At 66.2% G+C, this 19,346-nt stretch carries 26 protein-coding genes and 1 pseudogene; 20 read left to right on the forward strand and 7 right to left on the reverse strand.

What is annotated here, in order from left to right; genetic code table 11:
* Position 1: 1 nt before the first annotated feature.
* The 4 genes from rplP to ALIDE2_RS01810 all read left to right on the forward strand — a co-directional run bounded on the left by rplP (position 2) and on the right by ALIDE2_RS01810 (position 1,496).
* Complete coding sequence (gene rplP / locus ALIDE2_RS01795; protein ID WP_013517326.1) at positions 2 to 418, forward strand: 50S ribosomal protein L16; 417 nt, start codon at positions 2 to 4, stop codon at positions 416 to 418.
* 11 nt (positions 419 to 429) lie between these two features.
* Positions 430 to 627 (forward strand): 50S ribosomal protein L29, encoded by a 198-nt coding sequence (gene rpmC, locus ALIDE2_RS01800; RefSeq protein WP_013517327.1) that lies wholly within the window; start codon positions 430 to 432, stop codon positions 625 to 627.
* Positions 628 to 640: 13 nt separating this feature from the next.
* Complete coding sequence (rpsQ, locus tag ALIDE2_RS01805) at positions 641 to 910, forward strand: 30S ribosomal protein S17 (protein ID WP_013517328.1); 270 nt, start codon at positions 641 to 643, stop codon at positions 908 to 910.
* Between the two features lie 79 nt (positions 911 to 989).
* Complete coding sequence (locus tag ALIDE2_RS01810) at positions 990 to 1,496, forward strand: peroxiredoxin (RefSeq protein ID WP_013721246.1); 507 nt, start codon at positions 990 to 992, stop codon at positions 1,494 to 1,496.
* Between the two features lie 105 nt (positions 1,497 to 1,601).
* Here ALIDE2_RS01810 and ALIDE2_RS01815 read toward each other — a convergent pair whose 3' ends face one another.
* The 3 genes from ALIDE2_RS01815 to ALIDE2_RS01825 all read right to left on the reverse strand — a co-directional run bounded on the left by ALIDE2_RS01815 (position 1,602) and on the right by ALIDE2_RS01825 (position 3,645).
* Positions 1,602 to 2,096, reverse strand: a complete 495-nt coding sequence (locus ALIDE2_RS01815; protein WP_013517330.1) for a GNAT family N-acetyltransferase — start codon at positions 2,094 to 2,096, stop codon at positions 1,602 to 1,604.
* A gap of 68 nt (positions 2,097 to 2,164) precedes the next feature.
* On the reverse strand, positions 2,165 to 2,893 hold the full coding sequence (locus ALIDE2_RS01820; protein ID WP_013721248.1) for a cytochrome b/b6 domain-containing protein: 729 nt from the start codon (positions 2,891 to 2,893) through the stop codon (positions 2,165 to 2,167).
* A 248-nt stretch (positions 2,894 to 3,141) separates the two neighbouring features.
* On the reverse strand, positions 3,142 to 3,645 hold the full coding sequence (locus ALIDE2_RS01825) for a TlpA disulfide reductase family protein (RefSeq protein WP_013517332.1): 504 nt from the start codon (positions 3,643 to 3,645) through the stop codon (positions 3,142 to 3,144).
* A gap of 72 nt (positions 3,646 to 3,717) precedes the next feature.
* Between ALIDE2_RS01825 and ALIDE2_RS01830 the strand changes: the two genes are divergently transcribed.
* The 4 genes and pseudogenes from ALIDE2_RS01830 to ptsP all read left to right on the forward strand — a co-directional run bounded on the left by ALIDE2_RS01830 (position 3,718) and on the right by ptsP (position 6,851).
* Positions 3,718 to 4,368, forward strand: a complete 651-nt coding sequence (locus tag ALIDE2_RS01830) for a hypothetical protein (RefSeq protein ID WP_013721249.1) — start codon at positions 3,718 to 3,720, stop codon at positions 4,366 to 4,368.
* 21 nt (positions 4,369 to 4,389) lie between these two features.
* Positions 4,390 to 4,879 (forward strand): annotated as a pseudogene (locus ALIDE2_RS01835) (PTS sugar transporter subunit IIA).
* On the forward strand, positions 4,797 to 5,066 hold the full coding sequence (locus tag ALIDE2_RS01840; RefSeq protein ID WP_013517335.1) for an HPr family phosphocarrier protein: 270 nt from the start codon (positions 4,797 to 4,799) through the stop codon (positions 5,064 to 5,066). Before ALIDE2_RS01835 ends, ALIDE2_RS01840 begins: the two are co-directional and overlap by 83 nt.
* A gap of 18 nt (positions 5,067 to 5,084) precedes the next feature.
* Positions 5,085 to 6,851, forward strand: a complete 1,767-nt coding sequence (gene ptsP / locus ALIDE2_RS01845; RefSeq protein ID WP_013721251.1) for a phosphoenolpyruvate--protein phosphotransferase — start codon at positions 5,085 to 5,087, stop codon at positions 6,849 to 6,851.
* Between the two features lie 66 nt (positions 6,852 to 6,917).
* On the opposite strand, the gene lipA is transcribed toward ptsP, so the two are convergent.
* The 3 genes from lipA to ALIDE2_RS01860 are packed head-to-tail and all read right to left on the reverse strand — an operon-like array spanning position 6,918 to position 8,916.
* A complete protein-coding gene (gene lipA / locus ALIDE2_RS01850) occupies positions 6,918 to 7,898 on the reverse strand; it encodes a lipoyl synthase (protein WP_013721252.1) in 981 nt (326 codons plus the stop codon).
* A 17-nt stretch (positions 7,899 to 7,915) separates the two neighbouring features.
* Positions 7,916 to 8,608, reverse strand: a complete 693-nt coding sequence (lipB, locus tag ALIDE2_RS01855; RefSeq protein ID WP_013517338.1) for a lipoyl(octanoyl) transferase LipB — start codon at positions 8,606 to 8,608, stop codon at positions 7,916 to 7,918.
* Positions 8,609 to 8,619: 11 nt separating this feature from the next.
* Positions 8,620 to 8,916: a YbeD family protein gene (locus ALIDE2_RS01860; RefSeq protein WP_013517339.1), complete on the reverse strand. Its 297-nt coding sequence runs from the start codon at positions 8,914 to 8,916 to the stop codon at positions 8,620 to 8,622.
* A 283-nt stretch (positions 8,917 to 9,199) separates the two neighbouring features.
* Between ALIDE2_RS01860 and ALIDE2_RS01865 the strand changes: the two genes are divergently transcribed.
* The 12 genes from ALIDE2_RS01865 (at position 9,200) to tnpC (ending at position 18,827) form a co-directional block, all read left to right on the forward strand.
* Entirely contained in the window at positions 9,200 to 9,592 is a 393-nt protein-coding gene (locus ALIDE2_RS01865; RefSeq protein ID WP_013517340.1) for an ATP synthase subunit I, read from the forward strand.
* A gap of 22 nt (positions 9,593 to 9,614) precedes the next feature.
* The gene (gene atpB / locus ALIDE2_RS01870; RefSeq protein ID WP_013517341.1) at positions 9,615 to 10,478 is read left to right on the forward strand and encodes a F0F1 ATP synthase subunit A; all 864 of its coding nucleotides are present in this window, start codon (positions 9,615 to 9,617) and stop codon (positions 10,476 to 10,478) included.
* A 51-nt stretch (positions 10,479 to 10,529) separates the two neighbouring features.
* The gene (gene atpE, locus ALIDE2_RS01875) at positions 10,530 to 10,778 is read left to right on the forward strand and encodes a F0F1 ATP synthase subunit C (RefSeq protein ID WP_011803767.1); all 249 of its coding nucleotides are present in this window, start codon (positions 10,530 to 10,532) and stop codon (positions 10,776 to 10,778) included.
* A 38-nt stretch (positions 10,779 to 10,816) separates the two neighbouring features.
* Positions 10,817 to 11,287 (forward strand): F0F1 ATP synthase subunit B, encoded by a 471-nt coding sequence (locus tag ALIDE2_RS01880; protein WP_013517342.1) that lies wholly within the window; start codon positions 10,817 to 10,819, stop codon positions 11,285 to 11,287.
* An 18-nt stretch (positions 11,288 to 11,305) separates the two neighbouring features.
* Positions 11,306 to 11,848 carry a F0F1 ATP synthase subunit delta gene (locus tag ALIDE2_RS01885; RefSeq protein WP_013517343.1) on the forward strand — a complete coding sequence of 181 codons (543 nt, stop codon included), beginning with the start codon at positions 11,306 to 11,308 and terminating at the stop codon, positions 11,846 to 11,848.
* A gap of 45 nt (positions 11,849 to 11,893) precedes the next feature.
* Positions 11,894 to 13,453 carry a F0F1 ATP synthase subunit alpha gene (gene atpA / locus ALIDE2_RS01890; protein WP_013517344.1) on the forward strand — a complete coding sequence of 520 codons (1,560 nt, stop codon included), beginning with the start codon at positions 11,894 to 11,896 and terminating at the stop codon, positions 13,451 to 13,453.
* An 18-nt stretch (positions 13,454 to 13,471) separates the two neighbouring features.
* On the forward strand, positions 13,472 to 14,338 hold the full coding sequence (gene atpG / locus ALIDE2_RS01895) for a F0F1 ATP synthase subunit gamma (protein WP_013517345.1): 867 nt from the start codon (positions 13,472 to 13,474) through the stop codon (positions 14,336 to 14,338).
* A gap of 28 nt (positions 14,339 to 14,366) precedes the next feature.
* Positions 14,367 to 15,776: a F0F1 ATP synthase subunit beta gene (atpD, locus tag ALIDE2_RS01900; protein WP_013517346.1), complete on the forward strand. Its 1,410-nt coding sequence runs from the start codon at positions 14,367 to 14,369 to the stop codon at positions 15,774 to 15,776.
* 74 nt (positions 15,777 to 15,850) lie between these two features.
* Positions 15,851 to 16,267, forward strand: coding sequence for a F0F1 ATP synthase subunit epsilon (locus ALIDE2_RS01905; protein ID WP_013517347.1), 417 nt, complete (start codon positions 15,851 to 15,853; stop codon positions 16,265 to 16,267).
* Between the two features lie 205 nt (positions 16,268 to 16,472).
* Entirely contained in the window at positions 16,473 to 16,901 is a 429-nt protein-coding gene (gene tnpA, locus ALIDE2_RS01910) for an IS66-like element accessory protein TnpA (RefSeq protein ID WP_013516301.1), read from the forward strand.
* A complete protein-coding gene (gene tnpB / locus ALIDE2_RS01915; RefSeq protein WP_013516300.1) occupies positions 16,898 to 17,230 on the forward strand; it encodes an IS66 family insertion sequence element accessory protein TnpB in 333 nt (110 codons plus the stop codon). Before tnpA ends, tnpB begins: the two co-directional genes overlap by 4 nt.
* A gap of 82 nt (positions 17,231 to 17,312) precedes the next feature.
* Complete coding sequence (tnpC, locus tag ALIDE2_RS01920) at positions 17,313 to 18,827, forward strand: IS66 family transposase (RefSeq protein WP_013516299.1); 1,515 nt, start codon at positions 17,313 to 17,315, stop codon at positions 18,825 to 18,827.
* Between the two features lie 26 nt (positions 18,828 to 18,853).
* Here tnpC and ALIDE2_RS01925 read toward each other — a convergent pair whose 3' ends face one another.
* Complete coding sequence (locus ALIDE2_RS01925) at positions 18,854 to 19,336, reverse strand: NAD(P)H-binding protein (RefSeq protein WP_238530085.1); 483 nt, start codon at positions 19,334 to 19,336, stop codon at positions 18,854 to 18,856.
* Positions 19,337 to 19,346 lie beyond the last annotated feature (10 nt).

The following is a 19,346-nucleotide window of genomic DNA, read 5'->3' on the forward strand; positions in this document are numbered from 1 at the left end:
CATGCTGCAACCTGCTCGCCGCAAGTTCCGCAAGGAGCAAAAAGGCCGCAACACCGGCATTGCCACGCGTGGCAATTCGGTGGCTTTCGGTGACTTCGGTCTGAAGTGCACGGACCGCGGCCGTCTGACGGCCCGCCAGATCGAGGCCGCGCGCCGTGCGATCTCTCGTCACGTCAAGCGTGGCGGCCGGATCTGGATCCGCGTGTTCCCCGACAAGCCGATCTCCACCAAGCCCGCCGAAGTGCGTATGGGTAACGGCAAGGGCAACCCCGAGTACTACGTGGCCGAGATCCAGCCCGGCAAGGTGGTGTTCGAGATCGTTGGCGTGCCCGAAGAACTGGCCCGCGAAGCGTTCCGCCTGGCTGCCGCCAAGCTGCCGCTGCGCACCACGTTCGTTGCCCGTCAGATTGGCGCCTAAGGAGAATCGACATGACGAAAGCTGCTGAACTCCGCCAAAAGGACGTGGCCGGCCTGGAAGCCGAAATCAAGTCGCTGCAAAAGGCCCATTTCGGCCTGCGCATGCAGAAGGCCACGCAACAGCTGGGCAACACCGCCACGCTGAAGGCCACGCGCCGCGACATCGCCCGCGCCAAGACCATTCTTGCTGAAAAGCAAGCCGCCAAGTAATCCAGGAGCGAACATGACGGAAGCCAAACCCTCCCTCAAGCGCACCTTGGTTGGCAAGGTGGTCAGCGACAAGCGTGCCAAGACCGTGACCGTGCTCGTCGAGCGCCGCGTCAAGCACCCCATCTACGACAAGATCATGATCAAGTCGAGCAAGTACCACGCCCACGACGAGAACGGCGAGTACAAGATGGGCGACACCGTAGAGATCACGGAAAGCCGTCCGCTTTCCAAGACCAAGAACTGGGTGGCGACGCGCCTAGTGCAAAAGGCCGCACTGGTCTAAGCCTTATCGGCCTCCGGGCAGCAATGCCCAGCCAAACGACCCACAATGTGGGTCGTTTTTTTATTCCCAGGAGCTAATCATGATCAAGGTCGGAGACCAGTTGCCCACCGCCACGCTGATGGAGTACGTTGAGGTCGAGGGCAATGGCTGCAGCATCGGCCCCAACCCGGTCGACGTGCAGAAGGCCGCCGCAGGCAAGACCATCGCGCTGTTCGCCGTGCCGGGCGCGTTCACGCCCACCTGCTCGGCCAAGCACGTGCCGGGCTACGTGGAGCAGGCCGAGGCCCTCAAGGCCGCGGGAGTAGACGAGATCTGGTGCCTGGCGGTGAACGACGCCTTCGTGATGGGCGCCTGGGCGCGTGACCAGAAGACGGCCGGCAAGGTGCGCATGCTGGCCGATGGCGACGCCGCCTTCGCCAAGGCCGTGGGCCTCACGCTCGACCTGAACGGCAAGGGCCTGGGGCTGCGCAGTAACCGATACTCGATGCTGGTCAAGGACGGCAAGGTCGCCACGCTGAACGTGGAGGCGCCCGGCAAGTTCGAGGTCAGCGACGCGGCCACCCTGCTGACACAGGCCAAGAGCTGATCCCTTCCGGGCACGAAAAAGCGCCGCCGCGACGATCCGTCGCGGCGGCGCTTTTGTTTTGATAGCTTTTAGCGCTTGTCTGACGGGCGCTGAAGGCCGAAAAGACTAGAAAATATCCGCCTTCAGGTAATGCGATCCCGCGATGGGGTTGTGGTAGTACGGCGGTATCTCTACGAAGCCCAGCTCGGCATACAGCGCGCGCGCCGACTCCATGCCGTCCAGCGTGTCGAGCAGCACGCAGGCGTAGCCCGCCTGGCGCGCCAGGTCGAGTACGGCTTCGGCCAGCTGGCGGCCCAGGCCGAAGCCGCGGAACGCCTTGCGCACGTACAGGCGCTTCATCTCGCAGGCGTTGGGGTAGTCAGCCGTGTCCAGCGGCCGCAGGGCACAGCAGCCGGCGATGCTGCCCTCGACCTCGGCCAGCAGGAGATGGCCGCGCGGCGGCGCGTAGTCGCCGGGCAGGGTGGCCAATTCGTCCGCGAAGGCCTGGAACGACAGATCCACATCCAGGCTGTCCGCATATTCCTGGAAGATTTTGCGTACCGCTTCCATTTCGTGGGGCAGGGTGGGGCTCAGCAGCGTGACGACGGGACGGTGATCCATTGGGCGCGGGGACTCTTTCTCGAGCAGTAGACAGCACTGGTCCAGTGTATCCATGCGCCCATCCGGGTTTACCCCAGGCTTGCGACCCACCAGGCGAGCACGCAGGCCGCGGCCAGTATCGCGGCCGCGCCGATGCGGCTGGCCAGGTCGTCGCGGGCCGAGGGCGCGGGCCGGGGCAGCTGCTTGTCCCCGCGCACCATGGCGCGCACGAGCGGGCGCCGGCGCACCAGCGTGTAGAACGCGATGGCGCACAGATGCAGGACCACGAAGGCCACCAGGAGGTACTGACCCACGTCCTTGTGGTACCAGCTCGCCAGATCGACCCATTCACCCGGGGCCAGGTGCGCCAGGGAGCCGGCGGAGGCGATCTGGTCATCGCTTCGCAGCCTGCTGCACACCTGCGCCAGCAGCGTGAACACGGACAGCGCGCCCAGGGGCGAGTGGCCCACGTCGTCGCGCGTCTCGTCGCCCCGGCCCGCCAGATAGCCCGACAGATGCCCGGGCGAATACAGAAAATTCGCGAAGCGCGACCAGTGCCCGCCCACCAGCCCCCAGGCCAGCCGAAAGGCGAGCAGCGCCAGCATCAGCAGGCCCAGGCGCATGTGCCATGGCATGGCGTTACCACCAACCTTGGCGGTGACCACGAGCGCGATGGTCGTGGCGACGATTGCCCAGTGGAACAGGCGGGTGGGCAGTCCCAGACGCGTACCGTGTGCTGCATGATGTGCGGATCCGAGGCCGAGGCCGAGGAAGATGCGGCCATTGTGCCCCGCGGCCGCATCGGCGCCGCATGCCATACCCGCGCAAATCCCGGGCGCTTGGGCGTGGCGCGATACTGCGGCTTGGCAGGGCGGCGACCTCCTGCCGTGCTTGCTGCACCACTTCCCCACGAAAGGTGCACTGCTCCGCGACCATTGGACTGGTGAGAGTGCGCCGGTTTCATGCGGATGCTATTGTGAGAATAGCTGCTGGCGCCTTCCCAGTAAGGAAAAACGCCGTTTTCTTATGAAGAAAACGGCGTTTCGCATGAGAAGGAGGGTGGAGGTCAGGCCTCGGCCAGCAGCCGCTCTATGAGCTTGTGCAGTTCGCCGAAGTCGGGCGCGCCCACGTAGCTCTTCACGATCTCGCCGCGCTTGTTGACGATGAAGGTCGAGGGGGTGAGCTTCACGTCGCCCCAGGCCTTGGCCACGGCGCCGGTGTTGTCGATGGCCACCTTGAACGGCAGCTTGCGCGTTTCGGTGAAGTTCACCACGTAGCTTGGCGGGTCGTAGCTCATGGCCACGGCCAGGGTCTCGAAGCCCTTGTCCTTGTACTTGTCGTAGGTGGCGACGATCTCCGGCATCTCGGCCACGCAGGTGGTGCAGCTCGTGGCCCAGAAGTTCACCAGCGTCACCTTGCCCTTGAGGTCGGCTGTGGTCTGCTGGGAGCCGTCGAGCAGCACGAAGGTCGATTGCGGCGCGACCGACTGGCCCGAGCCCAGCACCACTACGGCACCCACGGCGACGCCCGCCGCCACGGCGCCGGCCACCAGCCATTTCTTGAATCCCATACCGTTTCCCCATCATGGCACCCGGTGAGGGTGCAGTTACGCCGCGATTGTGCCGCAGCGCCCGAGCCGCACATGCCAGCGTGGGATTGGGCCGGGCGCGAAAAGTTCGCGGGCCCTGGCGCCTGCTTGGGAATAATGCCCGCCATGTCCCGTCCCACCGCCTGCCTCCCCGTGGCCGCCAGCGCGCTGGCCTTGCTCGCCTGCAGCCCGGCGCTCGACTGGCGCAGCGTGCCCTTGCCGGAGGCGGGCATCACGCTGTCCCTGCCCTGCAAGCCCGAGCGCGCCGCGCGGCCCGTGGACCTGGGTGCCGGGGTCGTGGAGCTGTCCATGGTCGGCTGCCGGGCCGATGGCGCCACCTTTGCCCTGTCGCACATGCCGCTGGCCGACCCGTCCCAGGCGGGCGCCGCGCTCGCGCGCTGGCGCACCGCCGTCCTGGCGCGCATGCAGGCCGGCCCGCAGGCGCAGGCCGGCACGGCCTTCGTCCCCCGGCAGGCGCTGGACCTGCCGCAGTCGCTGCGCATGGTGGTGCGCGGGCGCGGCGCGGATGGCGCCGAGGTCGTGGCCGAGGCCGTGTGGTTCGCGCGCCTGGAGGGCCGGCAGGCGCGCCTGTACCACGCCGTGGTCTACGCGCCGCAGCCGCGCACGGCGGCGGCCGACACCTTCTTCACGGGCCTGGCACTTGCTGCCGTGAGCGCTCAGAGGCGCCATCGGGCGGCGCCATAATGCATGGCATTGCCGCCTGCCATGAATACACGCCTTCTCATCATTGCCCATGCCCCCCTGGCCCATGCTCTGCGCGAATGTGCGCTGCATGTGTTCTCCGATTGCGCGGATGACCTGCTGGCCATGGACGTGCCGCCCGATGAACCGCCGGAGCAGACGCTGTCCAAGGCCCGCGCCCTGCTGGCGCAGCATGGCCAGGCGCCGGTGCTGGTGCTGTCCGACCTGTTCGGCGCCACGCCCTGCAACGTGGCCCGGCGCCTGGTCGACGATGTCCATGCGCGCCTGATCGCCGGCGTGAACCTGCCCATGCTGCTGCGGGCCGTGTGCTACCGGGCCGAGCCGCTCGATGCCCTGGCCGTGCGCGCCCTGGCCGGCGGAACGCAGGGGATGCTGCAGGTGGCCGCAGAATCCAATCCGACGCGCACCTCATGATCAAGAGCACCATCACCATCAGCAACAAGCTGGGCCTGCATGCCCGTGCCTCGGCCAAGCTGACAAAGCTGGCCGGTAGCTATCCCTGCGACGTCTGGATGAGCAAGGGCGAGCGCCGCATCAATGCCAAGAGCATCATGGGCGTGATGATGCTGGCCGCGGGCCTGGGTTCGCAGGTGGAGATCGAGACCGACGGCACGCAGGAGCAGGATGCCATGGACGCGCTGCTGGCGCTGATCGATGGCAAGTTCGGCGAGGGCGAATAGAACCACGGTGAGGCGCGCATGACCTTCTCCATCCACGGCCTGGCGATCGCACGCGGCATTGCCATAGGGCGAGCGGTGCTGGCAGCGTCCGGCAGCATGGAGGTCGCGCACTATTTCATCGAGCCGGAGCAGGTGCAGGCCGAGATCGCGCGCGTGCGCGGTGGCCGCAATGCCGTGATCGAGGAACTGCAGCGCCTGCAGGCGGACATGCCGCCCGACGCGCCGCCCGAGCTGGCTGCGCTGCTGGACGTACATCTCATGCTGCTGCAGGACGAGATGCTGGTCAGCGGCGTCAAGCACTGGATCACCGACCGCCTCTACAACGCCGAATGGGCGCTGACCACGCAGCTGGAGATCATCAGCCGCCAGTTCGACGAGATGGAGGACGAATACCTGCGCGAGCGCAAGGCCGACCTCGCCCAAGTGGTGGAGCGCATCCTGCGCCGCATGAAGGGGGTGGCCGGCCCCATGGCGCCGCCGCCCAGCCGGGCGCGCCGCCAGGCCGAGGCCGGCGCCGAGGCCGAGTACCTGCAGGGCGACGCGGCCGACGTGCCGCTGGTGCTGGTGGCCCACGACCTGTCGCCGGCCGACATGCTGCAGTTCAAGCAGAGCGTGTTCGCCGGCTTCGTCACCGATGTGGGCGGCAAGACCAGCCACACGGCCATCGTGGCGCGCAGCATGGACATTCCCGCCGTCGTGGGTGCGCGCCTGGCCAGCCAGCTGGTGCGCCAGGACGATTGGATCATCATCGACGGTGACGCCGGCACGGTGATCGTCGATCCCACGCCCATCATCCTGGCCGAATACGGCTTCCGCCAGCGCCAGCTCGCGCTGGAGCGCGAGCGCCTGACGCGGCTGCGCCATACGCCGGCCGTCACGCTGGACGCCCAGGCCATCGAGCTGCTGGCCAACATTGAGCAGCCCGGCGACGCCGCCGCCGCTCTGCGTGCGGGCGCCGTGGGTGTGGGCCTGTTCCGCAGCGAATTCCTGTTCATGGGACGCGGCGGCCGCCTGCCCGACGAGGATGAGCAGTACCTCGCCTACCGCGAGGCCGTGCAGTGCATGGAAGGCCTGCCCGTGACCATACGCACGGTGGACGTGGGCGCGGACAAGCCGCTGGACAAGGGCTACAAGGACCGCTCGCTCAACCCCGCGCTGGGCCTGCGCGCCATCCGCTGGAGTCTGTCCGACCCGGCCATGTTCCGCACCCAGCTGCGCGCCATGCTGCGCGCGGCCGCGCACGGGCCGGTGCGGCTGTTGTTCCCCATGCTTGCGCACGTGAGCGAGATCCGCCAGACGCTGGCCCAGGTGGATCTGGCGCGCGCCGAGCTCGATGCGCGCGGCGCCGTCTACGGCCCCGTGCAGCTGGGCGCCATGATCGAGGTGCCGGCTGCGGCCCTCATCGTGCAGCAGTTCCTGCGCTACTTCGACTTCCTCTCGCTGGGCACCAACGACCTGATCCAGTACACGCTGGCCATCGACCGCGCCGACGAGGCCGTGGCGCACCTGTACGAGCCGCTGCACCCGGCGGTGCTGCGGCTCGTGGCCGACGTGATCGCCGAGGGCGCGCGCCAGGGCAAGAGCGTGAGCGTGTGCGGCGAGATGGCGGGCGACGTGGGCATGACGCGGCTGCTGCTGGGCCTGGGCCTGCGCAGCTTCTCCATGCAGCCGGCGCAGATCCTGGCCGTCAAGCAGGAGGTGCTGCGCGTCGACGCGCGCAAGCTCGCCGACTGGGCGCTGCAGGTGCTGGCCTCGGACGACCCGGCCGCCATGCTGGCCCAGTAGTCTGGTTTTTTATCGATTTTGTAGCTGACAGCGCTTGCTGGACAAGTGCTGGAGGCTGATTTGGCTTCAAACCCCGGCGGCGTGCGCCTGCTGGTCCGCGTGGTAGCTCGAACGCACCATGGCGCCCACGGCGGCGTGCGAGAAGCCCATCTTGTAGGCCTCGGCCTCGAACATCTTGAAGGTGTCGGGGTGCACGTAGCGGCGCACCGGCAGGTGGCTGTTGCTCGGCGCGAGGTACTGGCCGATGGTCAGCATGTCGATGCCGTGCGCGCGCATGTCGCGCATCACCTGCAGGATCTCCTCGTCGGTCTCGCCCAGGCCGACCATCAGGCCGCTCTTGGTGGGCACGTCCGGGTGCAGGGCCTTGAACTTCTTGAGCAGGTTCAGGCTGAACTGGTAGTCCGAGCCCGGGCGCGCCTCCTTGTACAGGCGCGGCACGGTCTCCAGGTTGTGGTTCATCACGTCGGGCGGCGCGGCCTTGAGGATCTCCAGCGCGCGGTCGTCGCGGCCGCGGAAGTCGGGCGTGAGTATCTCGATCTGCGTGGCGGGCGAAAGCTCGCGGATGCGCTGTATGCACTCCACGAAATGGCCCGAGCCGCCGTCGCGCAGGTCGTCGCGGTCCACGCTGGTGATGACGACGTACTTGAGCCGGAGCGCGGCGATCGTCTTGGCCAGGTTCAGCGGCTCCTCCTTGTCCAGCGGGTCGGGCCGGCCGTGGCCCACGTCGCAGAATGGGCAGCGGCGCGTGCACTTGTCGCCCATGATCATGAAGGTGGCCGTGCCATGGCCGAAGCACTCGCCGATGTTGGGGCAGGAGGCCTCCTCGCACACCGTGTGCAGCTTGTGCTCGCGCAGGATCTGCTTGATCTCGTAGAAGCGCGTCGTCGGGCTGCCGGCCTTCACGCGGATCCACTCGGGCTTCTTGAGGACCTCGCCCCGCTCGACCTTGATCGGGATGCGCGACAGCTTGGCCGCGGCCTTCTGCTTGGCCAGCGGGTTGTAGGCTTCGGCGGATTGCGCTTCGCGCACGATTTCTGGAGTGCTCATGGCTTTTCGGGGGCGTGTCAGGGCGCGAGGCGGGAGGCAAGCTGTTTACCCAGCACGGCCGCCACGTCGTCCCAGGTGGTGTGGACGCCGATTGTAGAAAGGTCCACCGTCTGCAATCCTGCGTAACCGCAAGGGTTGATGCGCGAGAAGGGCTCCAGGTCCATGGCCACGTTCAGCGCCACGCCGTGGTAGGTGCAGTGGCGCGCGACCTTGATGCCCAGCGCCGCGATCTTGGCCAGGCCCGTGAAGTCGGGCACGGGTGCCGCGCTGCCGGGCTCGCGCCGCAGCGGGCGCTGCGGCAGCCGCACGTGGCTGCCGGGGTCGTCCGGGCGCACGTAGATGCCCGGCGCGCCGGCCACGCGGTGGCCCGTCACGCCATAGTGGCCCAGCGTGCGGATCACGGCCTCCTCGATGCGATGGACGTACTCCTTGACGTAGTAGCCCGCGCGGTGCAGGTCCATCAGCGGATAGGCGACGACTTGGCCGGGGCCATGGTGCGTGACCTGCCCGCCGCGGTTGGTGGCGACGACGGGAATGTCGCCAGGCACCAGGATGTGGTCCCGCTTGCCCGCAATGCCTTGCGTGTAGACCGGCGGGTGCTCGCAGATCCACAGCTCGTCTGCCGTGTCACCGGTGCGCTCCTCGGTGAAGCGCTGCATGGCGGCCACGGTGTCGGCATAGCCCGCGCGGCCCAGCACGCGCAGCTGCATGGCGGGCAGGCTCACAGCACGACCTTGACCATGGGGTGCGAGGACAGGGCTCGGTACAGGTCGTCGAGCTGCTCGCGGCTGGTGGCGGTGATGGTGATGGTCACGCCCAGATAGTTGCCGGCGCGGCTGTCGCGCAGCTCGATGGTGGAGGCATCGAAATCGGGATCGAAGCGCCTGGCCACCTCGGTCACCGCATGCACGAAGCCGTTCACGTTCGCGCCCATCACCTTGATAGGAAAGCGCGAGGGGTATTCGATCAGCGAGTCCTTGCGGGGATCGGTGGCGGGCGGGTTGGCGGGTGTCGTCATGTCGGTTCTTTCTGGCTCGGGCGGCCGCGCGAGCCAATGGTATGGAGCCGGGGTGGGCGGCCAGGGGCCGTTGGGGCACCGCCACATTGCCGCCGCTCGTGCCGTGTGTTCGGTTGCCGACCCCGGGTAATTGTGGATCAGGCGGGGTTTTTACTTATAATCAAGGGCTTTGTGAAAGTTTTGGTCTGTGGCGCGTACTTCTTCCCGCGAGAAAACAACCGCCTCTGAGACCGAATCTGAGGCTGAAGATTCCGACTTCAAGCCCTTGACCGCGCAGGAGGCGATGGAGTGGCGCAAGCGCCAGCCCCGCCTGTCGGTCTGGCGGATCGTCGCAGTCCAGGCGGTGGTGGGCGTGCTGGCCGCGCTGCTGGCCTTGCTGCTGACGGGGCGGGCGCAGTGGGCCTGGTCCGTCGGCTACGGGGCCTTGTCGGTGGTGGTGCCCGCGGCGCTGTTCGCGCGTGCAATGGCGCGCAGGCGAACGTCCGCAGGGGCCGCCGTGGCGGGGCTCTTCGGCTGGGAGCTGGTGAAGATTGTTGTGACCGTCGCCATGCTGGCGGCGGCGCCCAGGCTGGTGCCGGGGCTCAGTTGGCTGGCCTTGCTGGCCGGCATGGTGGTAACGATGAAAGCGTACTGGGTCGCGCTGCTGGCGCGGCCCGGTGTCCGACGAACTGATTGATATTTGAGAGAAGAGTTGTCCAATGGCCGCAGAAGCGAATGCACCGACCGCCAGTGAATACATCGTTCACCACCTGCAGCATCTGCAGAACGTCAAGCAGGGTTTCATCGTTGACTTCTCGGTGGTCAACCTCGACTCCATCGCCATCAGCGTGCTGCTGGGCGCGCTGATGCTGCTGATCTTCTGGTCGGCGGCGCGCAAGGCCAGCGCGGGCGTGCCGGGGCGCTTCCAGGCGGCGGTGGAGATCCTCGTCGAGATGGTGGACAACCAGGCCAAGGCCAACATCCACAACGCCCAGAGCCGCAAGTTCATCGCGCCGCTGGCGCTCACCGTGTTCGTCTGGATCTTCCTGATGAACGCCATGGACATGCTGCCCGTCGATCTGCTGCCCTGGCTGTGGCAGCACGGCACGGGCGACCACCATGCCTACCTGCGCGTGGTGCCCACGGCCGACCTGTCCACGACGCTGGGCCTGTCCTCCGCCGTGCTGCTGCTGTGCTTCTACTACAGCATCAAGATCAAGGGCCTGGGCGGCTGGATCCACGAGCTGTTCACGGCGCCGTTCGGCACCAGCAAGAATCCGCTGTTCGCAGCCATCCTCGGTGTGGTGAACTTCGCCATGCAGGTCATCGAATACCTTGCCAAGACGGTCTCGCACGGCATGCGACTGTTTGGCAACATGTACGCTGGTGAGTTGGTGTTCATGCTGATCGCCCTGATGGGCGGCGCGGCTGCCATGTCGCTCTCTGGTGTGTTGCTCCCCGTGGGGCACATCATTGCGGGCTCTATCTGGGCGATCTTCCACATACTGATCATCACCCTGCAGGCCTTCATTTTCATGATGCTGGCGCTGATTTACCTCGGCCAGGCGCATGACGCTCACTGAGCTTTCCCTTTCCTTTCTCAACCTTCCTTTCTTTTCAATCTAGGAGTCATCATGGAAAACATTCTCGGCCTCGTCGCTCTGGCTTGCGGTCTGATCGTTGGTCTCGGTGCCATCGGCGCTTCGATCGGTATCGCTCTGATGGGCGGCAAGTTCCTGGAATCCTCCGCTCGCCAGCCTGAGCTGATCAACGAGCTGCAAACCAAGATGTTCATCTTGGCCGGTCTGATCGACGCGGCCTTCCTGATCGGCGTGGCCATCGCGCTGCTGTTCGCTTTCGCCAACCCCTTCGTCCTGGCCTGAGCGCTCCGATCAACGCCAACGAATAGAAAGGTGTTGCCGTGAGTATCAACGCGACCCTGTTCGTTCAAGCCATCGTCTTTCTGATCCTGGTGTGGTTCACGATGACCTTCGTGTGGCCCCCGATCGCGAAGGCGCTGGATGAACGAGCCCAGAAAATCGCCGATGGTCTCGCCGCTGCCGATCGTGCCAGGACCGAGCTCGCCGCTGCCGACCAGCGCGTGAAGCAGGAACTGGCGGCCGCCAGCAACGAAACCGCGAACCGCCTGGCTGACGCCGAGCGCCGCGCCCAGGCCATCATCGAAGAGGCCAAGGCGCGCGCCACCGAGGAAGGCAACAAGATCGTCGCAGCCGCCCGTGCCGAGGCCGAGCAGCAGGCCATTGCCGCCCGCGAGGCCCTGCGCGAGCAGGTTGCCGCGCTGGCCGTCAAGGGCGCCGAGCAGATTCTCCGCAAGGAGGTCAATGCCGGCGTCCATGCCGATCTGCTGAACCGTCTCAAGACCGAGCTGTAAACGTAAGGGAGCAACCCCATGGCTGAACTCGCCACCATTGCCCGCCCTTACGCAGAGGCGCTGTACAAGGCCTGTACCGGCAAGGCCGGTACCGACCTGAACGGCGCTTGCGCCTGGGTGGACGAGCTGGCGGCGATTGCCGCCAATCCTCAATTGCGCCAGCTGCTGGACAACCCCAAGGTGACCGCGGAACAGCTGTTCGACGTCATCACCGGGGTGGCCAAGACGGCGCTGCCGGAGATGGCGCACAACTTCCTGCGCACCCTGCTCGACAACGGCCGGGTGCAGGTGCTGCCCGAGATCGCGACGCAATTCCGCGCGCTGGTCAACCAAGGCAACGGCTCTTCGGACGCCGTCGTCTACAGTGCCTTCCCCCTGGACGCCAACGCCCTGGCCGAGCTCTCTGCCACGCTGCAAAAGCGCTTTGCCCGCACACTCAACCTCTCGGTGCAGACGGATGAGTCCCTGATCGGCGGCGTGCGCGTGGTGGTGGGCGACGAGGTGCTCGACACCTCCGTCAAGGCCCGTCTGGAACAAATGAAAGCGGCCCTCACGGCCTGAGCGGCCGGTGAGGTCTGGGCTTATTAAAGAAAGAAGGAAAGAGTCATGCAACTCAATCCCGCAGAAATTTCTGAACTGATCAAGAGCCGCATCGAAGGGCTGGCAGCCAGCAGCGACATCCGCAACCAGGGCACCGTGGTGTCCGTGACCGACGGTATCGTGCGCATCCATGGCCTGTCGGACGTGATGCAGGGCGAAATGCTGGAATTCCCCGCCGACGCGGACGGCCAGCCCAGCTACGGCCTGGCGCTGAACCTGGAGCGCGACTCCGTCGGCGCCGTGATCCTGGGCGCCTATGAGCACATCTCCGAGGGCGACACCGTCAAGTGCACGGGCCGCATCCTGGAAGTGCCCGTGGGCCCCGAGCTGATTGGCCGCGTGGTGAACGCCCTGGGCCAGCCCATCGACGGCAAGGGCCCGATCAACGCCAAGATGACGGACGTGATCGAGAAGGTCGCCCCCGGCGTGATCGCACGCCAGTCCGTGGACCAGCCCCTGGCCACCGGCCAGAAGTCCATCGACTCCATGGTGCCCGTCGGCCGCGGCCAGCGCGAGCTGATCATCGGCGACCGCCAGACCGGCAAGACGGCCGTGGCCATCGACGCCATCATCGCCCAGAAGGGCCAGGGCGTGACCTGCATCTACGTCGCCATCGGCCAGAAGGCGTCGTCGATCAAGAACGTGGTGCGCTCGCTGGAGCAGGCCGGCGCGATGGACTACACCATCGTCGTCGCCGCATCCGCCTCGGAATCCGCCGCCATGCAGTACGTGTCGGCCTACTCCGGCTGCACCATGGGCGAATACTTCCGCGACCGCGGCCAGGACGCGCTGATCGTCTATGACGACCTGTCCAAGCAGGCCGTGGCCTACCGCCAGGTCTCGCTGCTGCTGCGCCGCCCGCCGGGCCGCGAAGCCTTCCCCGGCGACGTGTTCTATCTCCACAGCCGCCTGCTCGAACGCGCAGCCCGCGTGAACGCCGACTATGTCGAAGCCTTCACCAAGGGCGAGGTCAAGGGCAAGACGGGTTCGCTGACGGCTCTGCCCGTGATCGAAACCCAGGCCGGCGACGTGTCCGCCTTCGTTCCGACCAACGTGATCTCGATCACCGACGGCCAGATCTTCCTGGAAACCAGCCTGTTCAACGCCGGCATCCGTCCCGCCATCAACGCCGGTATCTCGGTGTCGCGCGTGGGTGGCGCAGCGCAGACCAAGCTCATCAAGGGCCTGTCCGGCGGTATCCGTACCGACCTGGCGCAGTACCGCGAGCTGGCCGCGTTCGCGCAGTTCGCCTCCGACCTGGACGAAGCCACCCGCAAGCAGCTCGACCGCGGCGCCCGCGTGACCGAACTGCTCAAGCAGCCCCAGTACAGCCCGCTGCCCATCAGCCTGATGGCTGCCTCGCTGTTCGCGGTGAACAAGGGCTTCATGGACGACGTGGACGTTAAGAAGATCCTGCCGTTCGAGTCCGGCCTGCACCAGTTCCTCAAGACTAGCCATGCAGCCCTGCTCGAGCGCCTGGAGCAAAACCGCGCCTTCGACAAGGAAGGCAAGGACGAAGCCGAACTGACGCAAGCCATCACGGCCTTCAAGAAGTCGTTCGTTTAAACCGGACGAGGAAGCATCATGGCAGCAGGCAAGGAAATACGCGGCAAGATCAAATCGGTGGAGAACACCAAGAAGATCACCAAGGCCATGGAAATGGTGGCCGCGTCCAAAATGCGCAAGGCGCAAGACCGCATGCGCGCTGCTCGTCCCTTTGCCGAGAAGGTGCGCAATATCGCGGCCCATCTCGGCGAAGCCAATCCCGAGTACGTGCATCCCTTCATGAAGGTGAACGACGCAAAGGCGGCTGGCGTCATCGTGGTGACGACCGACAAGGGCCTGTGCGGCGGCATGAACACCAACGTGCTGCGTGCCGTGACGTCCAAGTTGCGCGAGCTGCAGTCCCAGGGGGTCGAGGCGCAGGCCGTTGCCATCGGCAACAAGGGCCTGGGCTTCCTGAACCGCATCGGCGCCAAGGTCGTGGCACAGTCCGTCGGCCTGGGCGACACGCCCCACCTGGAAAAGCTCATCGGCCCCGTCAAGGTGCTGCTGGACGCGTACGCCGAAGGCAAGATCAACGCGGTGTACCTCTCCTACACCAAGTTCATCAACACCATGAAGCAGGAATCGGTGGTGGAGCGGTTGCTGCCCCTGTCCTCGGAGCAGATGAAGGCCGACAAGTCGGGCCCCAGCTGGGACTACATCTACGAGCCGGACGCGCAGACCGTGATCGACGAACTGCTCGTGCGCTATGTCGAGTCGCTGATCTACCAGGCCGTGGCCGAGAACATGGCTTCCGAGCAGTCGGCGCGCATGGTGGCCATGAAGGCCGCCACCGACAACGCGGGCAACGTCATCAACGAGCTCAAGCTGGTCTACAACAAGACGCGCCAGGCCGCGATCACGAAGGAACTTTCGGAGATCGTCGCGGGTGCGGCAGCCGTCTAACCGGTTTCACAAATTTCTGGAGCAAAAAATGGCTCAAGTGCAAGGCAAGATTGTTCAATGTATCGGCGCCGTGGTGGACGTGGAGTTCCCGCGCGACCAGATGCCCAAGGTGTACGACGCCCTCAAGCTCGAAGGCTCGGCCCTGACGCTGGAAGTGCAGCAGCAGCTGGGCGACGGCATCGTGCGCACCATCGCCCTGGGTTCGTCCGACGGCCTGAAGCGCGGCCTGATGGTCACCAACACCGGCAACCCCATCACCGTGCCCGTGGGCAAGGCCACCCTGGGCCGTATCATGGACGTGCTGGGCAACCCCATCGACGAGCGCGGCCCCGTCAGCCAGGAACTCACCGCCTCCATCCACCGCAAGGCCCCGGCCTACGATGAGCTGTCGCCCTCGCAGGAGCTGCTGGAAACCGGCATCAAGGTGATCGACCTGGTGTGCCCGTTCGCCAAGGGCGGCAAGGTGGGCCTGTTCGGCGGCGCCGGTGTGGGCAAGACCGTGAACATGATGGAACTCATCAACAACATCGCCAAGGCGCACTCGGGCCTGTCGGTGTTCGCCGGCGTGGGTGAGCGCACCCGCGAGGGCAACGACTTCTATCACGAGATGTCCGACTCCAAGGTCGTGGTGCAGGAAGACCTCTCCCAGTCCAAGGTGGCCATGGTCTACGGCCAGATGAACGAGCCCCCGGGCAACCGCCTGCGCGTAGCCCTGACGGGCCTGACCATCGCCGAGTCGTTCCGCGACGAAGGCCGCGACGTGCTGTTCTTCGTCGACAACATCTACCGCTACACGCTGGCCGGTACCGAAGTGTCCGCCCTGCTGGGCCGCATGCCCTCCGCCGTGGGCTACCAGCCGACGCTGGCCGAGGAAATGGGCCGCCTGCAGGAGCGCATCACCTCCACCAAGGTCGGCTCGATCACCTCGATCCAGGCCGTGTATGTGCCCGCCGACGACTTGACCGACCCCTCGCCGGCCACGACCTTCGCCCACCTGGACTCCACCGTGGTGCTCTCGCGCGACATCGCCGCCCTGGGCATCTACCCCGCCGTGGATCCGCTCGACTCCACCAGCCGCCAGCTGGACCCCCATGTGGTGGGCGAGGAGCACTATGGCGTGGCCCGCGCCGTGCAGGGCACGCTGCAGCGCTACAAGGAACTGCGCGACATCATCGCCATTCTGGGCATGGACGAACTCGCGCCCGAGGACAAGCTCACCGTGGCCCGCGCGCGCAAGATCCAGCGTTTCCTGTCGCAGCCCTTCCACGTGGCCGAAGTGTTCACGGGCTCGCCCGGCAAGTACGTGCCCCTGGCCGAGACCATCCGCGGCTTCAAGATGATCGTCAATGGCGAGTGCGACCACCTGCCCGAGCAGGCCTTCTACATGGTCGGCACCATTGACGAAGCCTTCGAGAAGGCCAAGAAGCTGGCCAACTAAAGCGGGTTTGGAGTGCAGGCTGGCTGCAAGCAAGCCTACCGGCACTCCCTCCCCGCTTTTTCTAAGGAGCAAAGATGAACACCATCCACGTCGATGTGGTCAGCGCCGAAGAGTCCATCTTCGCCGGTGAGGCGCGCTTCGTCGCGCTGCCGGGCGAAGCGGGCGAGCTGGGCATCCTGCCCAAGCACACGCCCCTGATCACGCGCATCAAGCCCGGCTCGGTGCGCATCGAGATGGCCGATGGCAGCGAAGAATTCGTCTTCGTCGCCGGCGGCATCCTGGAAGTGCAGCCGGACTGCGTCACGGTGCTGTCCGACACCGCCATCCGCGGCAAGGACCTGGACGACCAGAAGGCCCAGGAAGCCAGGGCCGCGGCCGAGGAAGCGCTGAAGAACGCCAAGAGCGAGATCGACATCGCGCGCGCCCAGTCCGAACTGGCCATCATGGCCGCGCAGATCGCGGCGCTGCGCAAGTACCGCCAGAAGCACTGACGGAAGGCCCGATGGAAGCAAAAAGGACGTGTGCGACACGTCCTTTTTTTATTGCTGCGCCCGGCGGCATGGGCGCACGTTCTTACATGAGGTAGGGCTTGTCCCCGTCGCTGCCCGGCTTGTTCGTATGCGGCTGGCGAACCCATCTTGAATGAGGTGGTAAGGCTGAGCAAGATCGTGTGCACGCAACATTGGCGTGGACACGATGCTCAAAGACCCTCAGACCCCGCGCTATGCGCAGCGGCGCACGCACCGCACCTACACCCCGCAATTCAAGGCCGAGCTGGTGGCTGCCTGCCGACAGCCAGGCGCATCGGTCGCGGCGGTGGCCCTGCAACATGGCATGAACGCCAACGTGCTACACCGCTGGCTCAAGGAATGGGCGCAGGGATTTCACCGTCTTGAAGCTGGCGTCAGCACTGCAGTCGTTGCTTCCCCACCCCCGGCCTTTATCCCCATCGACCTGAGCGCAGTACCGCCGGCGTCTGCTGGTGAGCTGCCATCCGCGTCCTTGCCAACGCCAGCGGACGGCATCCGCATCGAATGCCAGCGCCCCGGCATGTCCGTGACCGTGCACTGGCCCTTGTCTGGCGCCGCCGAGTGCGCCCAGATGCTGCGGGAGTTGTTGCGGTGATCCGTATCGATGAGGCCTGGCTGGCCACCACCCCGCTGGACATGCGCGCGGGCACGGACACGGCCCTGGCGCGGGTGATCGCCACCTTCGGCGCGGCCCACCCGCACCATGCCTACGTCTTCGCCAACCAGAGAGCCAATCGCCTGAAGGTCCTGGTACATGACGGTGTGGGGCTGTGGCTGGCCGCGCGCCGGCTGCACCAGGGCAAGTTTGTCTGGGCACCTGCGGGCAGTCCGAACGTGGCGTTGGAACACGCCCAGCTCAACGCCCTGGTGCTGGGCCTGCCCTGGCAGCGTGTGGGCTCGCAAGGTGCCATCAGCGTGGTCTGAATCGTCGGCGCAAGGGCGTGGCCGTGGCAATCGGGAGATGCGTCAATGGCTGGACCCAGGGTGAGCGGGCACACTGCCAGCCATGGTGATCGACGAGCAAGCCCTGAGCGAACTGGACGCAGAGCAACTGCGCGAAGTGACCCAGCGCCTGCTGGCCGAACTGCGTCACCAGCGCGCGCTCAACGAGAAGCTCACCTATGAGTGCGCGCTGCTCAAGCGGCTGAAGTTCGCCGCCCAATCCGAGCGGCACAGCGCCGATCAGAAGAGCCTGCTGGAAGACGAGATCGATGCCGACCTGGCGGCGGTCGCTGTCGAGATTGAGCAACTCCAGCCGCCTGCGGCTGCGCCCGAAGCCAAGCAACAGCCCAAACGCCAGCCGCTGCCGGCCCACCTGCCGCGCCGCGAAATCCGCCACGAGCCTGAGTCGACCACCTGCGCCTGTGGCTGCCGGATGCAGCGCATCGGCGAAGACGTGGCCGAGAAGCTGGACTACGTGCCCGGCGTGTTTACCGTGGAGCGCTACATCCGTGGCAAGTGGGCGTGCACCCAGTGCGAAACTATCACCCAGGCGCCGGTCGAGGCCCATGTGATCGATAAAGGCATCCCGACTGCCGGCCTGCTGGCCCAAGTGCTGGTGGCCAAGTACCAGGATCACCAGCCCTTGTACCGGCAGGAGAACATCTTTGGTCGCGCCGGCCTGGCGATTCCAAGATCCACCCTGGCGCAGTGGGTAGGCACCTGCGGTGCGCGGCTGCAACCGCTGGTCGATGCCCTGAAGGCCGAGGTGCTCGGCCACCGGGTGTTGCACGGTGATGAGACCCCGGTGGCCATGCTCAAGCCGGGCAGCGGTAAAACGCACCGGGCCTACCTGTGGGCCTATGCCCCGGGAGCGTTTGAAGCCACGCGGGCCGTGGTCTATGACTTCTGCGAGTCCCGCGCCGGAGAACACGCCCGCGCCTTTCTGGGGGACTGGCGCGGCAGCCTGATCTGTGACGACTATGCCGGCTACAAGGCCAGCTTTAGCCAGGGCGTGACCGAAGCCGGTTGCCTGGCACACGCCCGGCGCAAGTTCTTCGACCTGCACGCAGCGGGCAAGAGCCAGATCGCCGAATTGGCCCTGATGCAGTTCGCCCGGGTCTATGAGATCGAACGGCAAGTTCAGCCCCTGGCGGCACCAGAGCGGTTGCAGGTGCGCCAGCAGCACAGTCGGCCCATTCTGGACGCGTTGCACCAGTGGATGGTGCTGCAACGCCAGCAGGTGGCGGGCAACTCGGCGACGGCCAAGGCGCTGGACTACAGCCTCAAGCGCTGGGCAGCGCTCACGCGCTTCGTCGATGACCCGCAGCTGCCGCCGGACAACAATTGGATCGAAAACCAGATCAGGCCTGTGGCCCTGGGGCGCTCGAACTGGTTGTTCGCCGGCAGCTTGCGCGCGGGCCAGCGGGCGGCCGCCGTGATGAGCCTGATCCAGTCAGCGCGCATGAACGGGCACGACCCATATGCCTATCTCAAGGATGTGCTGACCCGGCTGCCCACGCACAAGGCCAGCCGGATTGAAGAACTGCTGCCGCATCGCTGGCAACCCATCGATATCTGATCATCAGCCATGGCCGCCAGCGGCGGTCAACATGGGTTTGCCGTGCGCTTACGCTTGTTCACGCCCAGGCTGGAGCCCACGTGCAGTTCGGGCGCGGCGACGACCTTGGCCACCAGGTCGGCCACGCTTTTGCGCGAGACCACGGTGCCCTTGAAGGGCTTGCCCCTGGCGGTGGTCTCGTAGTCCACCTCGTCCTCGTCGGTCAGCCAGGCCGGGCGCAGGATGGTGTATCGCAGGCCCGAGGCCTCGATCGCATCGGCCGTGCGGCGGTAGGGCTTGAGGTCTCCGCCGATGAGGGCCCTGTTCCATTCGCCGAACTGGCCCGGTACCTCGTCGTAGATGCCCAGCGAGAGGACGAAGACCAGGCGCCCGACGCCCGTGGCCTGCATGGCCGCGATCACGCTCCTGGCTTGCACGTCCAGGTCTTCGCCGATGAGGTTGGCATAGACGATGTCCTGCCCCGCCATGGCCTGCTGCAAAAACCTTTTGTCGAGTACGTTGCCGGTCACGCCCCTGGCG

The organism is Alicycliphilus denitrificans K601 (genome assembly GCF_000204645.1).
GTDB lineage: Bacteria > Pseudomonadota > Gammaproteobacteria > Burkholderiales > Burkholderiaceae_C > Alicycliphilus > Alicycliphilus denitrificans.

What these genes read in the sequence shown, in the direction of transcription:
- rplP (WP_013517326.1), top strand. Translation starts at nt 2, where the DNA reads ATGCTGCAACCTGCTCGCCGCAAGTTCCGCAAGGAGCAAAAAGGCCGC.
- rpmC (WP_013517327.1), top strand. Translation starts at nt 430, where the DNA reads ATGACGAAAGCTGCTGAACTCCGCCAAAAGGACGTGGCCGGCCTGGAA.
- rpsQ (WP_013517328.1), top strand. Translation starts at nt 641, where the DNA reads ATGACGGAAGCCAAACCCTCCCTCAAGCGCACCTTGGTTGGCAAGGTG.
- ALIDE2_RS01810 (WP_013721246.1), top strand. Translation starts at nt 990, where the DNA reads ATGATCAAGGTCGGAGACCAGTTGCCCACCGCCACGCTGATGGAGTAC.
- ALIDE2_RS01815 (WP_013517330.1), bottom strand. Translation starts at nt 2,096, where the DNA reads ATGGATCACCGTCCCGTCGTCACGCTGCTGAGCCCCACCCTGCCCCAC.
- ALIDE2_RS01820 (WP_013721248.1), bottom strand. Translation starts at nt 2,893, where the DNA reads ATGGCATGCGGCGCCGATGCGGCCGCGGGGCACAATGGCCGCATCTTC.
- ALIDE2_RS01825 (WP_013517332.1), bottom strand. Translation starts at nt 3,645, where the DNA reads ATGGGATTCAAGAAATGGCTGGTGGCCGGCGCCGTGGCGGCGGGCGTC.
- ALIDE2_RS01830 (WP_013721249.1), top strand. Translation starts at nt 3,718, where the DNA reads ATGCCAGCGTGGGATTGGGCCGGGCGCGAAAAGTTCGCGGGCCCTGGC.
- ALIDE2_RS01840 (WP_013517335.1), top strand. Translation starts at nt 4,797, where the DNA reads ATGATCAAGAGCACCATCACCATCAGCAACAAGCTGGGCCTGCATGCC.
- ptsP (WP_013721251.1), top strand. Translation starts at nt 5,085, where the DNA reads ATGACCTTCTCCATCCACGGCCTGGCGATCGCACGCGGCATTGCCATA.
- lipA (WP_013721252.1), bottom strand. Translation starts at nt 7,898, where the DNA reads ATGAGCACTCCAGAAATCGTGCGCGAAGCGCAATCCGCCGAAGCCTAC.
- lipB (WP_013517338.1), bottom strand. Translation starts at nt 8,608, where the DNA reads ATGCAGCTGCGCGTGCTGGGCCGCGCGGGCTATGCCGACACCGTGGCC.
- ALIDE2_RS01860 (WP_013517339.1), bottom strand. Translation starts at nt 8,916, where the DNA reads ATGACGACACCCGCCAACCCGCCCGCCACCGATCCCCGCAAGGACTCG.
- ALIDE2_RS01865 (WP_013517340.1), top strand. Translation starts at nt 9,200, where the DNA reads ATGGAGTGGCGCAAGCGCCAGCCCCGCCTGTCGGTCTGGCGGATCGTC.
- atpB (WP_013517341.1), top strand. Translation starts at nt 9,615, where the DNA reads ATGGCCGCAGAAGCGAATGCACCGACCGCCAGTGAATACATCGTTCAC.
- atpE (WP_011803767.1), top strand. Translation starts at nt 10,530, where the DNA reads ATGGAAAACATTCTCGGCCTCGTCGCTCTGGCTTGCGGTCTGATCGTT.
- ALIDE2_RS01885 (WP_013517343.1), top strand. Translation starts at nt 11,306, where the DNA reads ATGGCTGAACTCGCCACCATTGCCCGCCCTTACGCAGAGGCGCTGTAC.
- atpA (WP_013517344.1), top strand. Translation starts at nt 11,894, where the DNA reads ATGCAACTCAATCCCGCAGAAATTTCTGAACTGATCAAGAGCCGCATC.
- atpG (WP_013517345.1), top strand. Translation starts at nt 13,472, where the DNA reads ATGGCAGCAGGCAAGGAAATACGCGGCAAGATCAAATCGGTGGAGAAC.
- atpD (WP_013517346.1), top strand. Translation starts at nt 14,367, where the DNA reads ATGGCTCAAGTGCAAGGCAAGATTGTTCAATGTATCGGCGCCGTGGTG.
- ALIDE2_RS01905 (WP_013517347.1), top strand. Translation starts at nt 15,851, where the DNA reads ATGAACACCATCCACGTCGATGTGGTCAGCGCCGAAGAGTCCATCTTC.
- tnpA (WP_013516301.1), top strand. Translation starts at nt 16,473, where the DNA reads ATGCTCAAAGACCCTCAGACCCCGCGCTATGCGCAGCGGCGCACGCAC.
- tnpC (WP_013516299.1), top strand. Translation starts at nt 17,313, where the DNA reads ATGGTGATCGACGAGCAAGCCCTGAGCGAACTGGACGCAGAGCAACTG.